16 protein-coding genes are annotated in these 15,722 nt (G+C 69.6%); 9 read left to right on the top strand and 7 right to left on the bottom strand.

The features are described from left to right. Positions 1-139: 139 nt before the first annotated feature. Complete coding sequence (locus tag H0B43_RS16370) at positions 140-640, top strand: hypothetical protein (protein ID WP_252189777.1); 501 nt, start codon at positions 140-142, stop codon at positions 638-640. Positions 641-681: 41 nt separating this feature from the next. On the opposite strand, the gene H0B43_RS16365 is transcribed toward H0B43_RS16370, so the two are convergent. After that, complete coding sequence (locus tag H0B43_RS16365) at positions 682-1,611, bottom strand: LLM class F420-dependent oxidoreductase (protein WP_185726970.1); 930 nt, start codon at positions 1,609-1,611, stop codon at positions 682-684. A gap of 68 nt (positions 1,612-1,679) precedes the next feature. Here H0B43_RS16365 and H0B43_RS16360 point away from each other — a divergent pair, with 68 nt between their 5' ends. Beyond that, positions 1,680-2,546 carry a S49 family peptidase gene (locus H0B43_RS16360; protein ID WP_185726971.1) on the top strand — a complete coding sequence of 289 codons (867 nt, stop codon included), beginning with the start codon at positions 1,680-1,682 and terminating at the stop codon, positions 2,544-2,546. Positions 2,547-2,563: 17 nt separating this feature from the next. Here the strand turns inward: H0B43_RS16360 and H0B43_RS16355 are convergent, their stop codons facing one another. Next, positions 2,564-4,375 (bottom strand): hypothetical protein, encoded by a 1,812-nt coding sequence (locus H0B43_RS16355; protein ID WP_185726972.1) that lies wholly within the window; start codon positions 4,373-4,375, stop codon positions 2,564-2,566. Between the two features lie 457 nt (positions 4,376-4,832). Between H0B43_RS16355 and H0B43_RS16350 the strand changes: the two genes are divergently transcribed. Genes H0B43_RS16350 through H0B43_RS16340 form a run of 3 tightly spaced genes read left to right on the top strand, consistent with a single transcriptional unit; the run spans position 4,833 to position 7,525 of the window. Then, positions 4,833-5,816 (top strand): DUF4328 domain-containing protein, encoded by a 984-nt coding sequence (locus H0B43_RS16350; protein ID WP_185726973.1) that lies wholly within the window; start codon positions 4,833-4,835, stop codon positions 5,814-5,816. Beyond that, positions 5,813-6,577 carry a glycerophosphodiester phosphodiesterase gene (locus H0B43_RS16345; protein WP_185726974.1) on the top strand — a complete coding sequence of 255 codons (765 nt, stop codon included), beginning with the start codon at positions 5,813-5,815 and terminating at the stop codon, positions 6,575-6,577. The genes H0B43_RS16350 and H0B43_RS16345 overlap by 4 nt, the downstream gene beginning before the upstream one ends. Positions 6,578-6,610: 33 nt before the next feature. After that, positions 6,611-7,525, top strand: a complete 915-nt coding sequence (locus tag H0B43_RS16340) for a DUF5926 family protein (protein WP_185726975.1) — start codon at positions 6,611-6,613, stop codon at positions 7,523-7,525. A gap of 68 nt (positions 7,526-7,593) precedes the next feature. Here the strand turns inward: H0B43_RS16340 and H0B43_RS16335 are convergent, their stop codons facing one another. Then, a complete protein-coding gene (locus H0B43_RS16335; protein ID WP_185726976.1) occupies positions 7,594-8,139 on the bottom strand; it encodes a ferritin in 546 nt (181 codons plus the stop codon). 227 nt (positions 8,140-8,366) lie between these two features. Here H0B43_RS16335 and H0B43_RS16330 point away from each other — a divergent pair, with 227 nt between their 5' ends. Next, positions 8,367-9,557: a lipase family protein gene (locus H0B43_RS16330; RefSeq protein ID WP_185726977.1), complete on the top strand. Its 1,191-nt coding sequence runs from the start codon at positions 8,367-8,369 to the stop codon at positions 9,555-9,557. Positions 9,558-9,567: 10 nt separating this feature from the next. Here H0B43_RS16330 and H0B43_RS16325 read toward each other — a convergent pair whose 3' ends face one another. From H0B43_RS16325 to H0B43_RS16310, 4 genes are all read right to left on the bottom strand, one after another. Then, the gene (locus H0B43_RS16325; RefSeq protein ID WP_185726978.1) at positions 9,568-10,119 is read right to left on the bottom strand and encodes a ferritin; all 552 of its coding nucleotides are present in this window, start codon (positions 10,117-10,119) and stop codon (positions 9,568-9,570) included. A 23-nt stretch (positions 10,120-10,142) separates the two neighbouring features. After that, complete coding sequence (locus H0B43_RS41580) at positions 10,143-11,342, bottom strand: LCP family protein (RefSeq protein ID WP_312033727.1); 1,200 nt, start codon at positions 11,340-11,342, stop codon at positions 10,143-10,145. A 258-nt stretch (positions 11,343-11,600) separates the two neighbouring features. Further along, positions 11,601-12,419, bottom strand: coding sequence for a CPBP family intramembrane glutamic endopeptidase (locus H0B43_RS16315; protein ID WP_185726979.1), 819 nt, complete (start codon positions 12,417-12,419; stop codon positions 11,601-11,603). A 36-nt stretch (positions 12,420-12,455) separates the two neighbouring features. Next, positions 12,456-13,220: a DUF2470 domain-containing protein gene (locus H0B43_RS16310; protein ID WP_185726980.1), complete on the bottom strand. Its 765-nt coding sequence runs from the start codon at positions 13,218-13,220 to the stop codon at positions 12,456-12,458. 115 nt (positions 13,221-13,335) lie between these two features. On the opposite strand from H0B43_RS16310, the gene H0B43_RS16305 reads away from it, so the two are divergent. Genes H0B43_RS16305 through H0B43_RS16295 form a run of 3 tightly spaced genes read left to right on the top strand, consistent with a single transcriptional unit; the run spans position 13,336 to position 15,668 of the window. Further along, on the top strand, positions 13,336-14,028 hold the full coding sequence (locus tag H0B43_RS16305) for a hypothetical protein (RefSeq protein ID WP_185726981.1): 693 nt from the start codon (positions 13,336-13,338) through the stop codon (positions 14,026-14,028). A 36-nt stretch (positions 14,029-14,064) separates the two neighbouring features. Then, positions 14,065-15,000, top strand: coding sequence for a prephenate dehydratase (pheA, locus tag H0B43_RS16300; RefSeq protein ID WP_185726982.1), 936 nt, complete (start codon positions 14,065-14,067; stop codon positions 14,998-15,000). After that, positions 14,997-15,668, top strand: coding sequence for a histidine phosphatase family protein (locus tag H0B43_RS16295; RefSeq protein ID WP_185726983.1), 672 nt, complete (start codon positions 14,997-14,999; stop codon positions 15,666-15,668). Before pheA ends, H0B43_RS16295 begins: the two co-directional genes overlap by 4 nt. The last annotated feature ends 54 nt before the right edge of the window (positions 15,669-15,722 follow it).

The following is a 15,722-nucleotide window of genomic DNA, read 5'->3' as shown; positions in this document are numbered from 1 at the left end:
CGACCCTGGATCGTAGGGAATTGTCGGCGAGAGGACCGGATCCGAAATGTGGAACAACTCTCCATCACGGAGGCTGCGCAAGCGGTCGGCTCGTCAGCGGCACAACCCTCTCGTCCGGCGCTCGGACCGGATCGAAAACATGCTCACCCTCGCAGTCGTGGTGCTCGCATTCGCGATGCTGCCCCTCGCCATCCTGGTCGGTGCCCGGACCATCGACAGTCAGCTGTCGCTGGCGGAGAAGCAGGTCACGGATTACCGCACCGTCTCGGCCACGACGCTCGCCGACTCCACCGGCGTCTCCATGACGTCCGACGTCGCACCCTCGGGCGTCGACACCGCGCCCGCCAAGTGGACGTGGGGTGACGAGACCCGGCACGCCGACATCACCGTCGACCCCGCCACCCCGTCGGGAACCAAGGAAGACATCTGGGTCAATGCCGACGGCAACCTCACCACCGAACCGATGTCGCCGTCCGCGGCACGAGTGGCCGGCGTCATCGCCGGACTGTTCACCTGGTTCGCGGTGATGATGATCGCGCTGTCCGGCTTCCTCATCTGCCGCGCCTCCCTGAACCGCTCCCGCGACGCTCAGTGGGACCGCGACCTGCGCCAGTTCCTGGATTCGACCACCCGGCACTGAGCCCGGACCGCCCGGCGACGCGCGGGCGGCCCCGCCTCCGCCTAGCTCAGCTGCGGAACGACGTCACTCGCGACCAGTTCCAGGTGGTCGAGGTCAGCGAGGTCGAGGGTCTGCAGGTAGATCCGCTGCGACCCGGCCTCCGCGTAGCGGCCGATCTTGTCGACCAGTTCGGCGGGTGACCCGGCGAGGCCGTTCTCCCGCAGTTCGTGCACGTCACGTCCGATGCGCGCGGCGCGTGTCGCGATCTCCTCCTCCGTGCGCCCGCAGCAGAGGACGAGCGCGTTCGAGTACACCAATTCGGTGGGGTCGCGATCGATCGCCTTGCACGCGACCCGGACCCGTTCGAACACGTCCCGCGTCTCCTCGACGGACTGGAACGGGACGTTGAACTCGTTCGCGTACTTCGCCGCCAGCGCCGGCGTCTTCTTCTTGCCCGTGCCGCCGATCAGGATCGGCGGTCCGTGCGGCTGCTTCGGCTTCGGGAGCGCCGGCGAATCCTTGATCGTGAAGTGCCTGCCGTCGTAGGCGAACGTCTCGCCGAGCGGAGTGCGCCACAACCCGGTGATCACGGCAAGCGATTCCTCGAGCCGCTCGAACCGCTCCTTCAACGGGGGGAACGGAATGCCGTACGCCTGGTGCTCCTCCTCGTACCAGCCGGCACCGATGCCGAGATCGACGCGGCCGCCGCTCATCTGGTCGACCTGCGCCACCGAGATCGCCAGCGGACCGGGGTGCCGGAACGTCGCTGACGTGACGAGCGTGCCGAGCCGGATCGTGGACGTCTCCCGGGCGAGACCGGCCAGCGTGATCCACGCATCCGTCGGTCCGGGCAAGCCCTCGGTGTTCATCGCGAGGTAGTGATCAGACCGGAAGAACGCGCCGTAGCCGAAGCGTTCGGCGGCCTGCGCGACCGCGAGAAGATCGTCGTAGGTGGCACCCTGTTGGGGTTCGGTAAAGATTCGCAACTCCATGACAGCCACTCTGCCCGATCGGTGACCGGTCCTGCCGCAAGGCCCTCGGTGCGCTATACGCTGATTTCATGGCGAAGATCCCACTGACCCTGCCGAAACCGCTGGCCGACAGGCTGCCCGACGCGTTCGGAGGCTCCGGCGGCGGGGTGGTGCCGATCGTGCGACTGCAGGGGATGATCGCGTCCGGCGGTGCCGGGTTCGGGCGGGTGCTGAACGCGGAATCCGTCGAGGAACCCCTGCATCGCGCGTTCACCGCGCACGGCGCGAAAGCGGTGGCGCTGCTGATCAACAGCCCCGGCGGATCGCCGACGCAGAGTGAATACATCGCCGCCCGCATCCGTCAGCTCGCCACCGAACACGAACTGCCCGTGCTCGCGTTCTGCGAGGACGTCACCGCGTCCGGCGGCTACTGGCTGGCCTGCGCCGCCGACGAGATCTACGCGACCGCGACGTCCGTGGTCGGCTCCGTCGGTGTCATCTCGGCGGGCTTCGGATTCTCCGAGCTGATCGACCGCCTGGGCATCGAACGGCGACTGCATTCGGCCGGCGAGGCCAAGGCGCGCCTCGACCCGTTCTTCGCTGAGAAGTCCGAGGACGTGCAATGGCTCGAGCAGATCCAGGAAGGCATCCACGACGAGTTCCGCGACTGGGTGGTCGGCCGCCGCGGGGAGAAATTGACGGCAGGCGACACGGACCTGTTCAACGGCGACGTCTGGCTGGGCCGCCGCGCCGCCGAACTCGGCATCGTCGACGGCATCGGCACACTGCGCGAAGTGGTGGAGAAGAAGTTCCCCGACGCCACCCTCGAGATGACCGGGCCGCGCCGCTCCCTGTTCGCGAAGCTCGGCTTGCCCGCCGCCTCGTGGGACGAGGCGGCCGCCGCGATCGTCGGCGCCGCACACGCCCGCGTCGCGTGGTCGCGCTACGGCCGGTAGCGGTTTCGGGACGGTAACTACTTCGGGACGACGACCCCGACCGGGCCGACGCCGACGCACAGCGACAGATCGCGCGTCAGGGTGCTCACCCGCACATTCCGGCCGCCGCCGGTGAGCCGGACGAACACCGAATTCGGGCCCTGGTGCACCGGCACCCGCACCGGGTTGCCGACCTCCATCGCGACGGCGATCTCGCCGTCCGCGTCCGCCAGGTAGTTGAGTTGCACCGTCCACTCCCAGCCGGTCAGCGGGCCGTCGAGGGGCAGCGGTACGAAAGTGCGCCGGTCCACCAGGTGCCCGCAGTCCGGGACTGTGCCGGGTTCGATCGATCGGACCCAGGTGACCTGGGCATCGACCACCTTGCCCGCGTCGTCGATCATCCGGAGGTCGGGGGTGCTGTCGGAGAACGCGGGCCGGTCGCGCAGCGGGGCGAGGACGCGGCTCACCAGGTTGTTCGGATACGCCACCGGGAGCAGCACCCAGAAGGACGTGGGTTGCTCGAGGATCGGCGCGTCGGAGCGGTCCGCGAGCGATGCTCGCGCGGTCGCGAGATAGTCGGTGGTCGGGTTCTCCTCCCAGCTCCGCGTGAACGTGAACGTCGACCACAGGCTGCTCGCGACGAACGCGACCACGACCGCGACGACCACCGGCGGTCGCACCCGGACCGGGTCGGCCCGGCGGCGCGGCGCACGGGCGATCAGTGCGACCGCGATTGCGAGGATCACCGCGGTGTCGGTGAAGTACCGCAGCGTCTGCGCGAGTTCGTAGGTGGTGTCGGCGCCCCACCGGGTGACGACCATTGCGGTCACCGACAGCAGGAAGTACGCGGCCGCGAGAATCCACACCCAGCCGATGCGGCGCTTCAGCCGGACGGTCGCGGCAACGGCGGCGACCAGGACGACCCAGCCGACCACCTCCAGCGCAGTCGACGGGGTGGCCCACGGTGGGCTCGGTATCCACCGATCCCACGTCCACGGTCCGCCCACGAATGTGGGCAGAAGTCCGAGCGAGGTGCTGTGGTGCAGCAGTTCGACCGCGCGCGACGTGCCCGCCCACTCCCACCGCGACGCCACCGTGGAGAAGTAGATCGCGGCCCACACGGCGAGCACCGCCGCCGACGGAATCCACAGGCCGGCGCCTCTGCTCAACGTCGATCGCACCGGCCGCGGCCGCCCGGCGATGTGCGCGAGCAGGGCCACGGTCGCGAACGCGACGAACGGAACCACGACGGACTTCTCGAAGAACAGCAGCGACGCAACCAGTACGAGCGTGCCCGAGATCGCGTAGCGCCGCCGCCCGGTGCGGCACAACTTCAGGGCGTCGCCCGTCACCCACGCCAACCCGATCTGCAGGGGCAGGGCGTTGAGCGCCGCCGCCCACCACGCGAACGCGGGCACGGTGAGCGGAGAGAACAGGTAGAGCGCCAGCGGAACCAGCATCACGGGCCGCAGCCCGAGAAGCGTGCGCAGCAACCGGAAGACCGCGTACGACGCCATCGCCTGCAAGGCGATCACGGTCAGCATCGGCAGGATCCACTGATACGGCGCAAGCCGCGTCGCGATGCCCGCCACCACGAAGGCTCCGGGCATGAGGTGACCGTCGTGGTCGTAGAGCAGGAGGTCGCCGGACAGCAGCGGGAGGCTTCCCCCGCGTCCGGCGAGGATCAGGTCGTCCCAGTAGAAGTCGCTGCGGGCGGCCACCCACGTCCGGACGAGCAGCTGTATCGCGACGAGCACCGCGGCCACCTGGAGGACGCGGGCGGGCCGGAGGTGCCACCGCGATCCGCCAACACATGACCCGCACGACCGTGCACCGACGTCTTCCGTCATCGTTTCCCGAGATTACAGATCGGGTGGAACCAAACCGCGCCGGGCTGCGTCAGATCAAGTGTCGGGGCAAATACGCCCCGGCACAGGTGGGGGAGACGACGGCCGGTCCGGAGTTCTCGGGTCGCTTCGCGGGCGATCCGAACTGGAGGGGTAATTCCGGGCCGAGCCGTCGGTCACCGACTCCGATCGTTCACCGAGCTGCGGTGTCAAATTCATCCACCGTTGTGGACCGTTCATCCGAAGCTGTCAACAATCGCGGATCCACACGCGCTCTGACCTGTGTATGAGCACTCCTCACACTGTCCATAACTGTGTATGAACCTGTGGAAACTGTGGATAACTCGAGATTTCTCGTGGTGCAGCTCACACATACTCCCCAAAAAGGACGATTCGGTCGTGGGCTGCCCGCGCTCTCGGGTCGTGACAGAATCGGCACTGTGAAGTGGGTGCGGAGGGGATGAGCGTCGTCGTTCAGGTATGCGCGCGCTGCGCCGCGCGGTGGCCGGTCGTCGGCGGCCCGGCGCAGTGGTGCCCACGCTGCCACGGCGTGCTGCTCGCGCCGATCCGGACCGACCATCATCAGCCGCCTGCAACCCGGGGCTTCCGCTGGATCGCGCGGTCCCCGCTGCGGCGAGGCGGTCTCGCGGCCGAGCCGTCCGCCCCCAGCCCCACCCCGCACTACACCGAGATCCCGCGCTGGGGCCTGCACGACCCGGTCGTGACGCCCTCCACGCGCCGCAACTGGCCGGAACTGCTCGCCGACAAGGCGGCCTTCCTCCTCACCGTCACCGCCGGCCTGTACGCCTTCGCCGTGCTCGCCGAACTGGGTCGGTACGGCGTCCTCGTGCGCAACCGGACCCGGCTGATCGATCCCACCCTCCTCGGCCTGTCGGACATCGCGGTGTTCGTCGGTCAGACCGGCGGAATGCTCTTCGCGCTGCTGTCAGGTGTCGGTTGCGTGTGCTGGCTGCTGAGGATGCGCCGACTCACGTTCGCCCACGCTCGGACGTCCGACCCGCGCACGTCCACCGACGTGATCGTCGGGTGCGCGGTGCCGGGCCTGAACCTGGTGATGCCGGGGGTGTTCCTGCTCGAGGTGATCCGCCGCGACCCCCGCGCCGTCCTGCTGGTCCGCGCGTGGTGGAGCCTGTGGGTGTTCGGCGCCGTGCTCATCGTCTTCAATTGGTTCTGGCGGTCCCGGCCGGGGTTGCAGGCCATGGCCGACGGCGTCCTGCTCTCCGCGTTCACGGCACTGGTCGCCGCGGCGACCGCCTTCCTCACCCTGATGGTGCTCCGCCGACTCGAGGGCCGGACCCTGAAGGGAGCGAAGGAACCCGTCACCCGCTGGGTCGTCGCCACCGGACCGCCGCGACAGAAGGACACGGATCCGCAAGCGGAGAAGAAGTCCGAGGTCACCGACCGGGAAGCCCTCGCCTCGTGAGCCCCGACCGGCGCGGACCCCTCGTCGTGGCGCACCGCGGCGCCTCCGCAGCCAAGCCGGAACACACGCTCGCAGCCTACGAACTGGCGCTCGAAGAGGGCGCGGACGGCCTCGAATGCGATGTGCGGCTCACCCGCGACGGACACCTCGTGTGTGTCCACGACCGCACCGTCGACCGGACGTCCACCGGAACCGGCGTCGTCAGCGAGATGACCCTCGACGAACTCGCCGAGTTCAACTACGGCACGGAAGAGGAGCCCGCCGAACTCCTCGAACTCAGCGCCCTCATCGCCCTCACCCTCGACTGGTCGGCGCGCCCGGTGAAACTCTTCATCGAAACCAAGCATCCGGTGCGGTTCGGCGGCCTCGTCGAAAGCAAGGTCCTCGCCGAACTGCAACGGTTCGGCATCGCCGCGCCGCCGTCCGCCGACCACTCCCGCGCCGTCGTGATGTCGTTCTCGGCCGGGGCGGTGTGGCGGATCCGCAGGTCCGCGCCGATGCTCCCCACCGTCCTGCTCGGCGAATCCGCCCGGTACCTCGGCGGGGGAGCCGCGACTACCGTCGGGGCCACCGCGGTCGGCCCGTCGGTGAAGACGCTGCACGAGCACCCGGACATCGTCGACAAGGCCGCCGCCGCGGGACGCGCCACCTACTGCTGGACCGTCGACAACCGCAGCGACGTCGAACTGTGCCGCGAACTCGGGGTCAGCTGGGTGGCCACCAACCACCCCGGCCGCACCAAGAAGTGGCTGGCGTCCTGACCGGACCGGCGACGGCGTGTAGGTTTTGGCGTCGTGGCAAAGAAGAGCAAGAGAAACAGTGGTCCGAAGCCCGGTAGCGCCCGCGCCGAGAAGCTCGCGCAGCGGCAGGCGGAACGGGACAGCGCCGCGGCGGCCGTGACCCGGCCGTTCGAAGGCCTCGCCGCCGAATGCGATCTGGTGGCGCTGCGCGAATTCGTCCCGTCGGCGACCGCGCCGCTTCCCGTCAAGGATTCGTCCCGGCCGGTGACCCTCGCGACCGTGCTGCCCGGAGCCGTCGCGGCACTGGTCCGCGACGAGGGGGACAGTGCAACCGGCTTCGTCGGTGTGCAGGTCCAGGCGCATTCTGCGGATCTCGGTGCCGACCTGGCCGCGTCCGTCGCCTGGGTCCGGGACGCCGCCCCAGGCGAGTCGCTGGCCTCCGCCGAACCGGGACCGGAGACCCCCGCGCTGGCCGACGTGATCGACGCCGACGCGCCGCTCGACATCACCGTGCACCAGGATTTCAACTGGTGGCTCCCCGAGGGCGTGGAACCGGCCCCCGAGGTCGCGACCACGGTCCAGCACGCAAACGCGGCGATCATGCCGTCCGCGCGCGTCGAGGCCGAGGGCGTCGTCGCGGCGTGGTGGGTCGACGCGGGCGAGAAGGCGCACATCCGCTGGGTGCGCCCGGAGAACGAGGACGATCTGATGCTCGCGCTCGCCCGCGTGCACGCGACCGGTGGCCTGCACCTCGGTGAGGGCTCCCGGTACGCCGGGTCGTTCCGCACCCACGGCCTGCTGGTTCCGGTGTTCGACCTGGATCGCGAGAAGCATGCGAACGAATGGGCCGCGGCTACCGTCGAACTCGGTCAGCGGCTGGCCGAGGCCCTCGCCGTCGACGCGCCCCTCAACACCGAGGAACGACGCGCCCGCGACGGCCTGCGCGGACGGCAGGTCACCCTGCGATAGGCCCTCCGGGCTCGTGCGCCGTTCTGGTAGCTCCAGCTACCAGAACGGCGCACGAGCGGCGAAGCCGCCTAGATGGAGCCGCCGGCAGCGTGCGGTGCTCCGGAGGTGTCTGCGACACCGCTCATTTCCCGTGCGACGAACTCCTCGAGATCGAACAGGTTGCTGCCCGCACGGTCGGCGATGGTCAGCAGCGTCGTCATGCTCGCCACCTCCTCGACCTGCTCCTTGAGGAACCACTGCATGAACTGCTCGCCGAGGTAGTCGCCTTCTTCGCGGGCGGTGCTCGCCAGTTGCACGATCTGCTCGGTGACCGTCTTCTCCTGGGTCAGGGCGAGGGCGATCGGCTCACGCGCGTTCTCGAACTGACCCTTCGCGGCGTCGACGCCCGACAGCTCGACGGAGATGTCGCGGTCGAGGAAGTACTGGACGATCATCATGGCGTGGTTGCGCTCTTCGACGGCCTGCTTGTAGAAGTGCTTGGCCAACTGCGGAAGGTCCGCATTGTCGAAATAAACCGCAGTCGCGATGTACTGATGTGACGCGTTGAATTCGTTGCGAATCTGGTCGTGGAGCAAGGCGTGGAATTTCGTCTTGTGCGCGTCAGCCGAAGTCATGAAACGGATAATATCGCTGGTCAGAGCACGTGTCATCCAAGCTGTGCCTAATTTTGGGCAGCGTTCCCAAACTAAAGTCAACCTAAATTCGGCACCATTCTGGTGACGTTTTCCTCACGTGAACTGGCGACGGACGCCGCGCCGGAACGGCGCAATCCGCGTCGGGGGGCTCGCATCCGCGTATAAAATCACAGCGATCTGACGACGCGGCCCGGAGGGGCAGGCCAATGTTGAGACGACCCACCGCATGGATAGCGTTGATTCTCGGTGCCCTCTTCCTGGGCGCGATAATGCCCGCCCCGGCGCAGGCCGAACCGTTGTATCCCTGGCCCGACCCCGACCCGTTCTATGCGGCTCCGGCCGATCTCGGCGTCCTTCATCCCGGCGGCGTCGTGCGCACACGACGGATCGACACCTGGATGTACGCGAACTCCGACGGTTGGCAGATCGCGTTTCGGTCGACGAACTCCGCGGGACATCCGATTCTGGCGGTCACGACCGTCCTGCTTCCCCGCGGCGTCGCGAATCCACCGCTGGTGTCGTACCAGGCCATCGTGAATTCACTCGGGACCAAGTGCGCACCGTCGCACTCATTGTTCAACCTGGAACTGCAGGAATCGCCGGGCCTGTATCTCGGATTGCAGCGCGGGTGGGCCGTCTCCGTGCCCGATCACCTCGGGCCGACCGGGGCGTACGGCGCCGCGAAACTCGGCGGGATGATCACTCTCGACAGCGTCCGCGCGGTGCAACGGGTGGCCGAACTGGGATTGACGCACAGCCCGGTGGCGCTGGCCGGCTATTCCGGGGGAGGGATGGCCAGCGCGTGGGCGGCGGCCCTCGCGCCCAGTTACGCACCGGAACTGAAGATCGACGCGGTGGTCGCGGGCGGAATACCCGCCGATCTCGAGCAGATGGCGCTGGGGCTGGGGTTCAACCCCCATCCGGGGTTCGGGCTGGCGTTCGCGGCCGCGATCGGCCTGGAGCGGGAGTACCCCGAGCAGTTGCCGATCTCCTCGCAGCTGAACGAGACCGGGCTGTGGCTGCGCGAATGGATGTCGAACGAATGCCGTCGATTCCTTCTGTTCCACGGCGCCTTCCGCAGCGCCGGGCAACTCGCCGCCTCCACCAGCCTCATGGCGAGTTCGGGCGCGCATCAGGTGCTGCGCGAGAACAGTCTGCGGTTCTACGAGGGCATTCCGACCGCACCCCTCTACCTGTGGCACGGCACCCTCGACGGACTGACTCCGTTCGATTCGGTCGCGGAAACCGCGCACCGCTATTGCGCAGCCGGGGCCAAGCTGACGTTCGTCCCGTACGAGATCTCCGAGCACATGACGACGGCAGTGGTGGGTTTCCCCGACGCATACGAATACGTGGCGGCGCGGTTCCGCGGCGAACCGGCGCCCACGCGCTGCTGAGATCCGAGGGTCAGACGCCGCCGCCCGCTCTCTTCGGCGCACCAGGCCGGACCGGTGTGCTGCCGTTCATCTCGCGGGCGATGAAGTCCTCGATGTCGAACAGGTTGTCGTCTGCGCGATCGACGATCGTCAGCAGCGTGTGCATGCTCGCGACCTCCTCGACCTGTTCTTCGAGGAACCACTGCATGAACCGTTCGCCGAGGTAGTCGCCGCTGTCGCGAGCGGTCCGGGCGAGCGCGGTGATCTGCTCGGTGACCTCGCGCTCCTGCTCCACCGCCAGTGCGACGGGTGCGCGCACCGACTCGAACTCGGTGGTGACGTCGTCGATGCCGGGGACCGTCACGCGGAGGTTGTTGTCGAGCAGGTACTGGATCATCATCATCGCGTGGCCGCGTTCCTCGGCGGCCTGCGAATAGAAGCGGTGGGCCAACTGCGGGAGATCGTGCGAATCGAAGTAGACGGCCACTGCGATGTACTGCTGCGAGGCGGTGAACTCGTGACGGACCTGCTCGAGCAGGAGGGCGTGGAACTCGGTGGGGGTCTTCGGCGCCGGGTGAGACATGGGTGTCAGTTTACGGGCGTCGGTCACGGTCCGGTGGTGACCAATTCGGACGGAACCTGACGGTCGTCGGCCAGTGCGCCGAAGAACTGGGAAGCCCGTTCGTGATCCCACAGCAACACGTTGCCGGATCCGTCGACGTCCTCGAACCCGCCGACGGGGACGGTCGTGGTGACCATGTCGCCGCGGACCGCCCAGGCGAGCGCGGCGAGGTTCCAGATGTGGTCGCTCTCGTCGACGCGCAGCGATGCGGCGGTGTCGGTGATCAGCGGCCAGACGCGGAACGGGTTGAGCCACGTCGCGGGGCTCGTGGCCTTCGACATCAACGCCGCCATGAACTTTCGCTGATGATTCATCCGGTCGATGTCGGCGAGCGCGGTGGCGCGGCTGCGGACGAAGCCGAGGGCCTGCGAGCCCGACAGTTCCTGGCAGCCGGGCGCGAGGTCGATCCCCGCGAGCGGGTCGTCGATGGCCGTGTCCAGGCACATGTCGACCCCACCGATCGCGTCGACGATGCCGGCGAAACCGCCGAACCCGATCTCCGCGTAGTGGTCGATGTGCAGACCGGACGCCTCCTCGACCGTCTGGGTCAGCAGTTGCGGCCCGCCGAACGCGAACGACGCGTTGATCTTGTCCTGGTCGTAGCCGGGGATCGACACGTACGAGTCGCGCGGGATGCTCACCATCGTCGCCGGCCCGCCACCACTGGGGACGTGCACCACGATGATGGTGTCGGTGCGGTCGGGGCCGCTGTTGCCGCCGGTCGACAGTTGCTGTTCCTGCTCGGGCGTCAGCCCCGTGCGGCTGTCCGAACCGACGAGGAGCCAATTGGTGCCGGGGGTGTCGCCGATCCGGCCGGGGTAGTCGGTCAGCGCGTCGACCCGATTCAGCGAACTGTCGAGGTAGTACGTCATGCCGGCGAGCGCCAGGATCAGCACCAGGAACAGGATGCCGATGCGCCGGCCCCAGTGCCGGGGTCGACGGGGGCGCCGTTGCTGCGGCGGGTCCGCGGGCCGCGCCGGAGCGGGCGGTGGTGGCGGCGGAGGTGTGCGCGGGGGCACCCGCGGTGGCGGTGGCGGGACGTCGCGGTAGGGCTGCGGCGTCTGGGTGGGCGCGTAACCGCGCGGACCCTGCGGCGGCGCCGAACGCGACAGCTGCGGTTCGGGGGCCTGGGACCACGCCTGCTGCGGGGGCGGCGGACCGCCCCGGCCGTCCCGGCGGATCACCTGGGTGCCTTCCGGCGCGGGTGGTCCCTGCCGGGGTGCGGGGTGTCGCGGGTGGGGCGCAGGAGGCCCCTGTTGCGGGGGCGCCTGCGGCGGCACCCGCCGCGTCTGCGGGGGAACGTGCTGGTCAGGCCGTGGAATTCGGCGGTTCGGGGGCGGCGGCACCGGCTGCCCGCCCTGCGTCCGCCGGGGCGGACGGGGCGGCAGCGGAGGGTAGGGGGCGTCGCCGGTCACCCGCACGACTTTACTGGTCCGGCCGGATTACGGAATCCAGCCGACGTGTCCGCGCAGGGCCGCGTAGCCGACGAACGCGACCGAATCGATGGTGGCGTGCGCGATCACGAGAGGCCACAACCGTCCAGTCTTCTGCCAGTACCGGCCGAACACCAGACCCATCGCGACGTTGCCCAGTCCGCCGCCGAACCCCTGGTAGAGGTGATACGTCCCGCGCAGGACCGCCGACGCGAGCAGCGACGAATTCTCGCTCCACCCGAGTTGGCGCAGCCGTGTGATCAGATACGCGACGACGAGCACCTCCTCCGCGCCGGAGTTGGCGATCGCCCACAGGATCAGGGCGGGCAGCCGCCACCAGTGGTCGCCGATCGTGCTCGGGACGACGGTGAGGTTGGCTCCGAGCGCGCGGGCCACGAGATAGAGGCCGAGCCCCGGCAGCCCGACCAGTGCGGCGAGCCCGAGGCCCTGCGTCGCGTCGGGGCGCCGCCGGAATCGGCCGAGCCCGACGCGGCTCGGCCCGAGCCCGCTGCGCCACAGGAGATACAGCCCCAGCGCGGCCCACGCGAACAGCCGGACCACACCCAGCAGCTGCCGGGCCACGTCGATGACCTGGTTCTCCGCGCGGGAGACGTTGAGGGCGACGGACTGATCGGCCAGGGGGCCCGGGGTCAGCAGCGATTCGGACAGCGACAGCAGTCCCGACAGCCCGCTCGCCCCGAACGTGATGAGCAGGACGATCGTGATCTCGATCCACAGAGCGCGCCGCTCACTCCCCGTGACCGGCGGCGCTGCCGGTTCGGGTGGGGCGGGCCGTATCCAGGAGGTGAGCGTTGCACGCGAGATCACGCGGCCACGCTAGCGCGCACCGAACCGGAATGCCGATCAGCCGCGCGCGCGGAGGCCGTTCACGAACGGGCATCCCACCAGCAGCCGGATCGCCCTGCTCAGCGCGACGGCGTCGTCGACGGGGGCCGAGAACGGCATCCAGATGTCGCGGTCGCCGTGGTCGTTCTCGACGCGCAACCGTAGTCCGTAACGGTCGATGCCCAGGGGGCGGACGCGTCCCCGCCGCATGTGGGGCGGCAGTTTGCGGGACAGCATGTCGATGATGTCGCGGTGGTCCTCGTCGAGATGCTGGAGCCACGCGGTTTCCATCTCCCAGAACGGGTCGGGCCGGGCGGCGAGCAGGTCGGCGACGGCGACGGGTTCGGCGCCGCTCGAATCGGCGACCACCGCCGATTCGAGGCGGAGTTGCAGCAGCGTCGCGTCGTGGCCGACGTCGAGAAGTCCGGGGTGGGGGAACTCGGACGCGACCTCGTCGGCCAGCGAGCGGGTGTGCGCCTCGCACAGGGCGTGGAGGGTGCCGCGCAGCCAGACGAGCGACCGGACCGGCTCGCGCAACGGGAGCGGCGAGTTGTCGGTGAGTTCCAGGACCGCGGGGATGCCGCCGCCACCGGCGAGCCAGGACAGCGTGGCGGCCGCCGACTCGGTGGGGACCGCGACGACGACGTCGCCACTGGACCGCAGGTGGTGCACCGAGGTGGCGGTCGGTGCGCTGCCCTCGACGGCGAGTACCGCGCCCTGGGTCCGTGCGCACGAGCTACGCACACGCTCGGCGGTGGACGGACCGGTGGTCGTGACGGGCATGGGGCCTCCTTCGGGGTTCCGCGATACTGAGGTAACCCTAACCTAATGTGGTGTTGCCGGCGATGGCAAGACCCCGACGGAATTCCGGCCGATCCGGCGGGCATACGGTGGGAACGTGGCAATACCTCTCTCCCTCGGCGTCCCCCGCTCCCGCGGTCCTCAGTCGTTGATCGCGGAACTGCTCAGCGGGACCGGCGCCGTGGACCCGGCCGCCGGCGGCGCGCTCGGACCGCGCGTGGTCCCGGCGTCCGCGCTGCTCGGCGCCGTCGGAACCGACGCCGGTCGCGTCATCGTGTGCCTCGACGTCGACCCCGCGCGCCTGCGCACCAGCGAGCAGGCGTCCTACGAGGCCGTCCGATTCCACCTCGACTGCCCCGCCGACCAGCTGGGTGACGCGGTGACCCTGCGGCTGCCGTCGCCGCTCGCAGTGTTCGTCACCAGAGGCGACTCCGACGAGCTCGGACTGGCGGAGACCGCGCAGCACCTCGCGGATGCCGGCCGCATCCCGGGGCTCGCGAGCGGACACTCCATCGGCGAGGTCGCCGACTTCCTCGCCGTCCTCGCCCACGCCGACGTCGGGTACGTGGCGCGCGTCCGTGACACGGCCGAGGTGCTGGCGCTCCTGTCGGGCACGGTGGCGTCGCTGCGTGGCGACGACGTGCGGGCTGCGCTCGCGGCGCCGGACCCCGCGACACTCACCGCACTGATTCCCGAGGCCGCGGAGGCCGTCCGGGAGGTGCTGCTGGGCGTCGAGGTGCACGACCCGGTGCTCGTCGCCAGCGAACTCTCGGATGCGGGTCTGCGGTAAACATTCACCGGCAATGCGCCGGGCCGTCGACGCGCGATGCGTAATCTCGTAGGCGTGCCAAAGATCGCGTATTTCGGACCCTCGGGAACCTTCACGGAGATGGCGCTCGCGCAGCTCGAGGAGGCGGGCGCCTTCGACGGGCCGGTCGAGCGGGTTCCGGCGACCAGTCCGCCCGCCACCCTGGCGAAGGTGCGTGACGGCGTCGTCGACGGCGCCGTCGTCCCCATCGAGAGTTCCGTCGAGGGGGCCGTGGTGCCCACGCTCGATTCGCTCGCACTGGGCGATCGGCTGCAGATCGTGGCCGAGACGGAACTCGACGTGGCGTTCACGATCCTCGGCCGGCCCGGCATGGAGCGGCTCGACCAGGTGCGCACGGTGCGGGCCTACCCGGTGGCGGCCGGGCAGGTGCGAATCTGGCTGGAGGAGAACTGCCCCGGGGCCGAACTCCAGACTGCATCCTCCAACGCGGGCGCCGCCGAGGACGTGGCGAACGGTCTGGCCGACGCCGCCGTGTCCACAGCGCTCGCCGGTGAACGGCTCGGTCTGCGCAGCCTCGCCGACGGGGTGGCGGACGAGAAGAGCGCGCGTACCCGGTTCGTCCTCGTCACCGCGCCTGCCCCGGTACCCGCGCGCACCGGCGGCGACCGCACGTCGGCCGTCCTCGAACCCCACAACACGCCCGGCTCCCTCGTCGGCGTGCTGTCCGAGTTCGCGACCCGCGGAATCGATCTCATTCGCATCGAGTCGCGCCCGGTGCGCACGAACCCCGGCACCTACCGGTTCTTCGTCGACTGCATCGGGCACATCGACGACCCGCTCGTGGACGAAGCGTTCCGGGCGCTGCACCGAAAGTCGCACGTGCGGTTCCTCGGGTCCTGGCCCGCGGCGAACCCCAGCGGCCCGCCCCCGCCGTCCGACGGAGACGCGGCAGAATGGATCGAACGAATCCGTCAGGGAGAAAGGGAATCGTGAGCGGCAAGCTGATCCTGGTCCGGCACGGGCAGACCGAGGCCAACGTCGAGCGCAGACTCGACACCCGACTGCCGGGCGCCCGGCTGACACCCGAAGGGCGCTCCCAGGCCGAACGGCTGGGCGCCGACCTCGCCGCCGCGGCGACGACGGCCGCCCTCGTGTCCTCGCAGGCACTGCGCGCGCGACAGACGGCGCGATTCGTGGAACTGGCGTCGGGCATCGCCGTCCAGGTGCGGGAGGGCCTGCACGAGGCGCAGGCCGGTGAACTCGAGGACCGCAGCGACGAGGAATCGCACAAGCTGTTCATGAAGACGTTCCACCTGTGGCACACCGGTGAACTGGACGCCCGGGTACCCGGCGGGGAATCCGCCCACGACATCCTCGGCCGGTACGTCCCGGTCGTGGACTCCCTGCGCGAGCAGTACCTCGACGACCCGGCGGCCTCGGGCGACGTCGTGCTCGTCAGCCACGGCGCCGCCATCCGGCTCGTGGCAGCCCAATTGGCGGGTGTGCCCGGACTCTTCGCCGCCAACAATCACCTCGCCAACACGCAGTCGGTGGAGTTGACGCCGCTCGCAGGCGGTGGCTGGGAGTGCGTGCGCTGGGGCACCGTCGAGCCGCCGTTCGAGCATCGCATCGTTCCCGGCGCCGACGACCCCATGGGGTGATGTCGTTGCGCGCACCCGGGGGTTGCGCGACGATGGAGGAAACCGTCCTCGAGG

This window comes from Rhodococcus sp. 4CII (genome assembly GCF_014256275.1).
Lineage (GTDB): Bacteria > Actinomycetota > Actinomycetes > Mycobacteriales > Mycobacteriaceae > Rhodococcus_F > Rhodococcus_F wratislaviensis_A.
The sequence above is the reverse complement of the archived record's forward strand: the minus strand, read 5'-3'. Positions and strand labels throughout refer to the sequence as shown.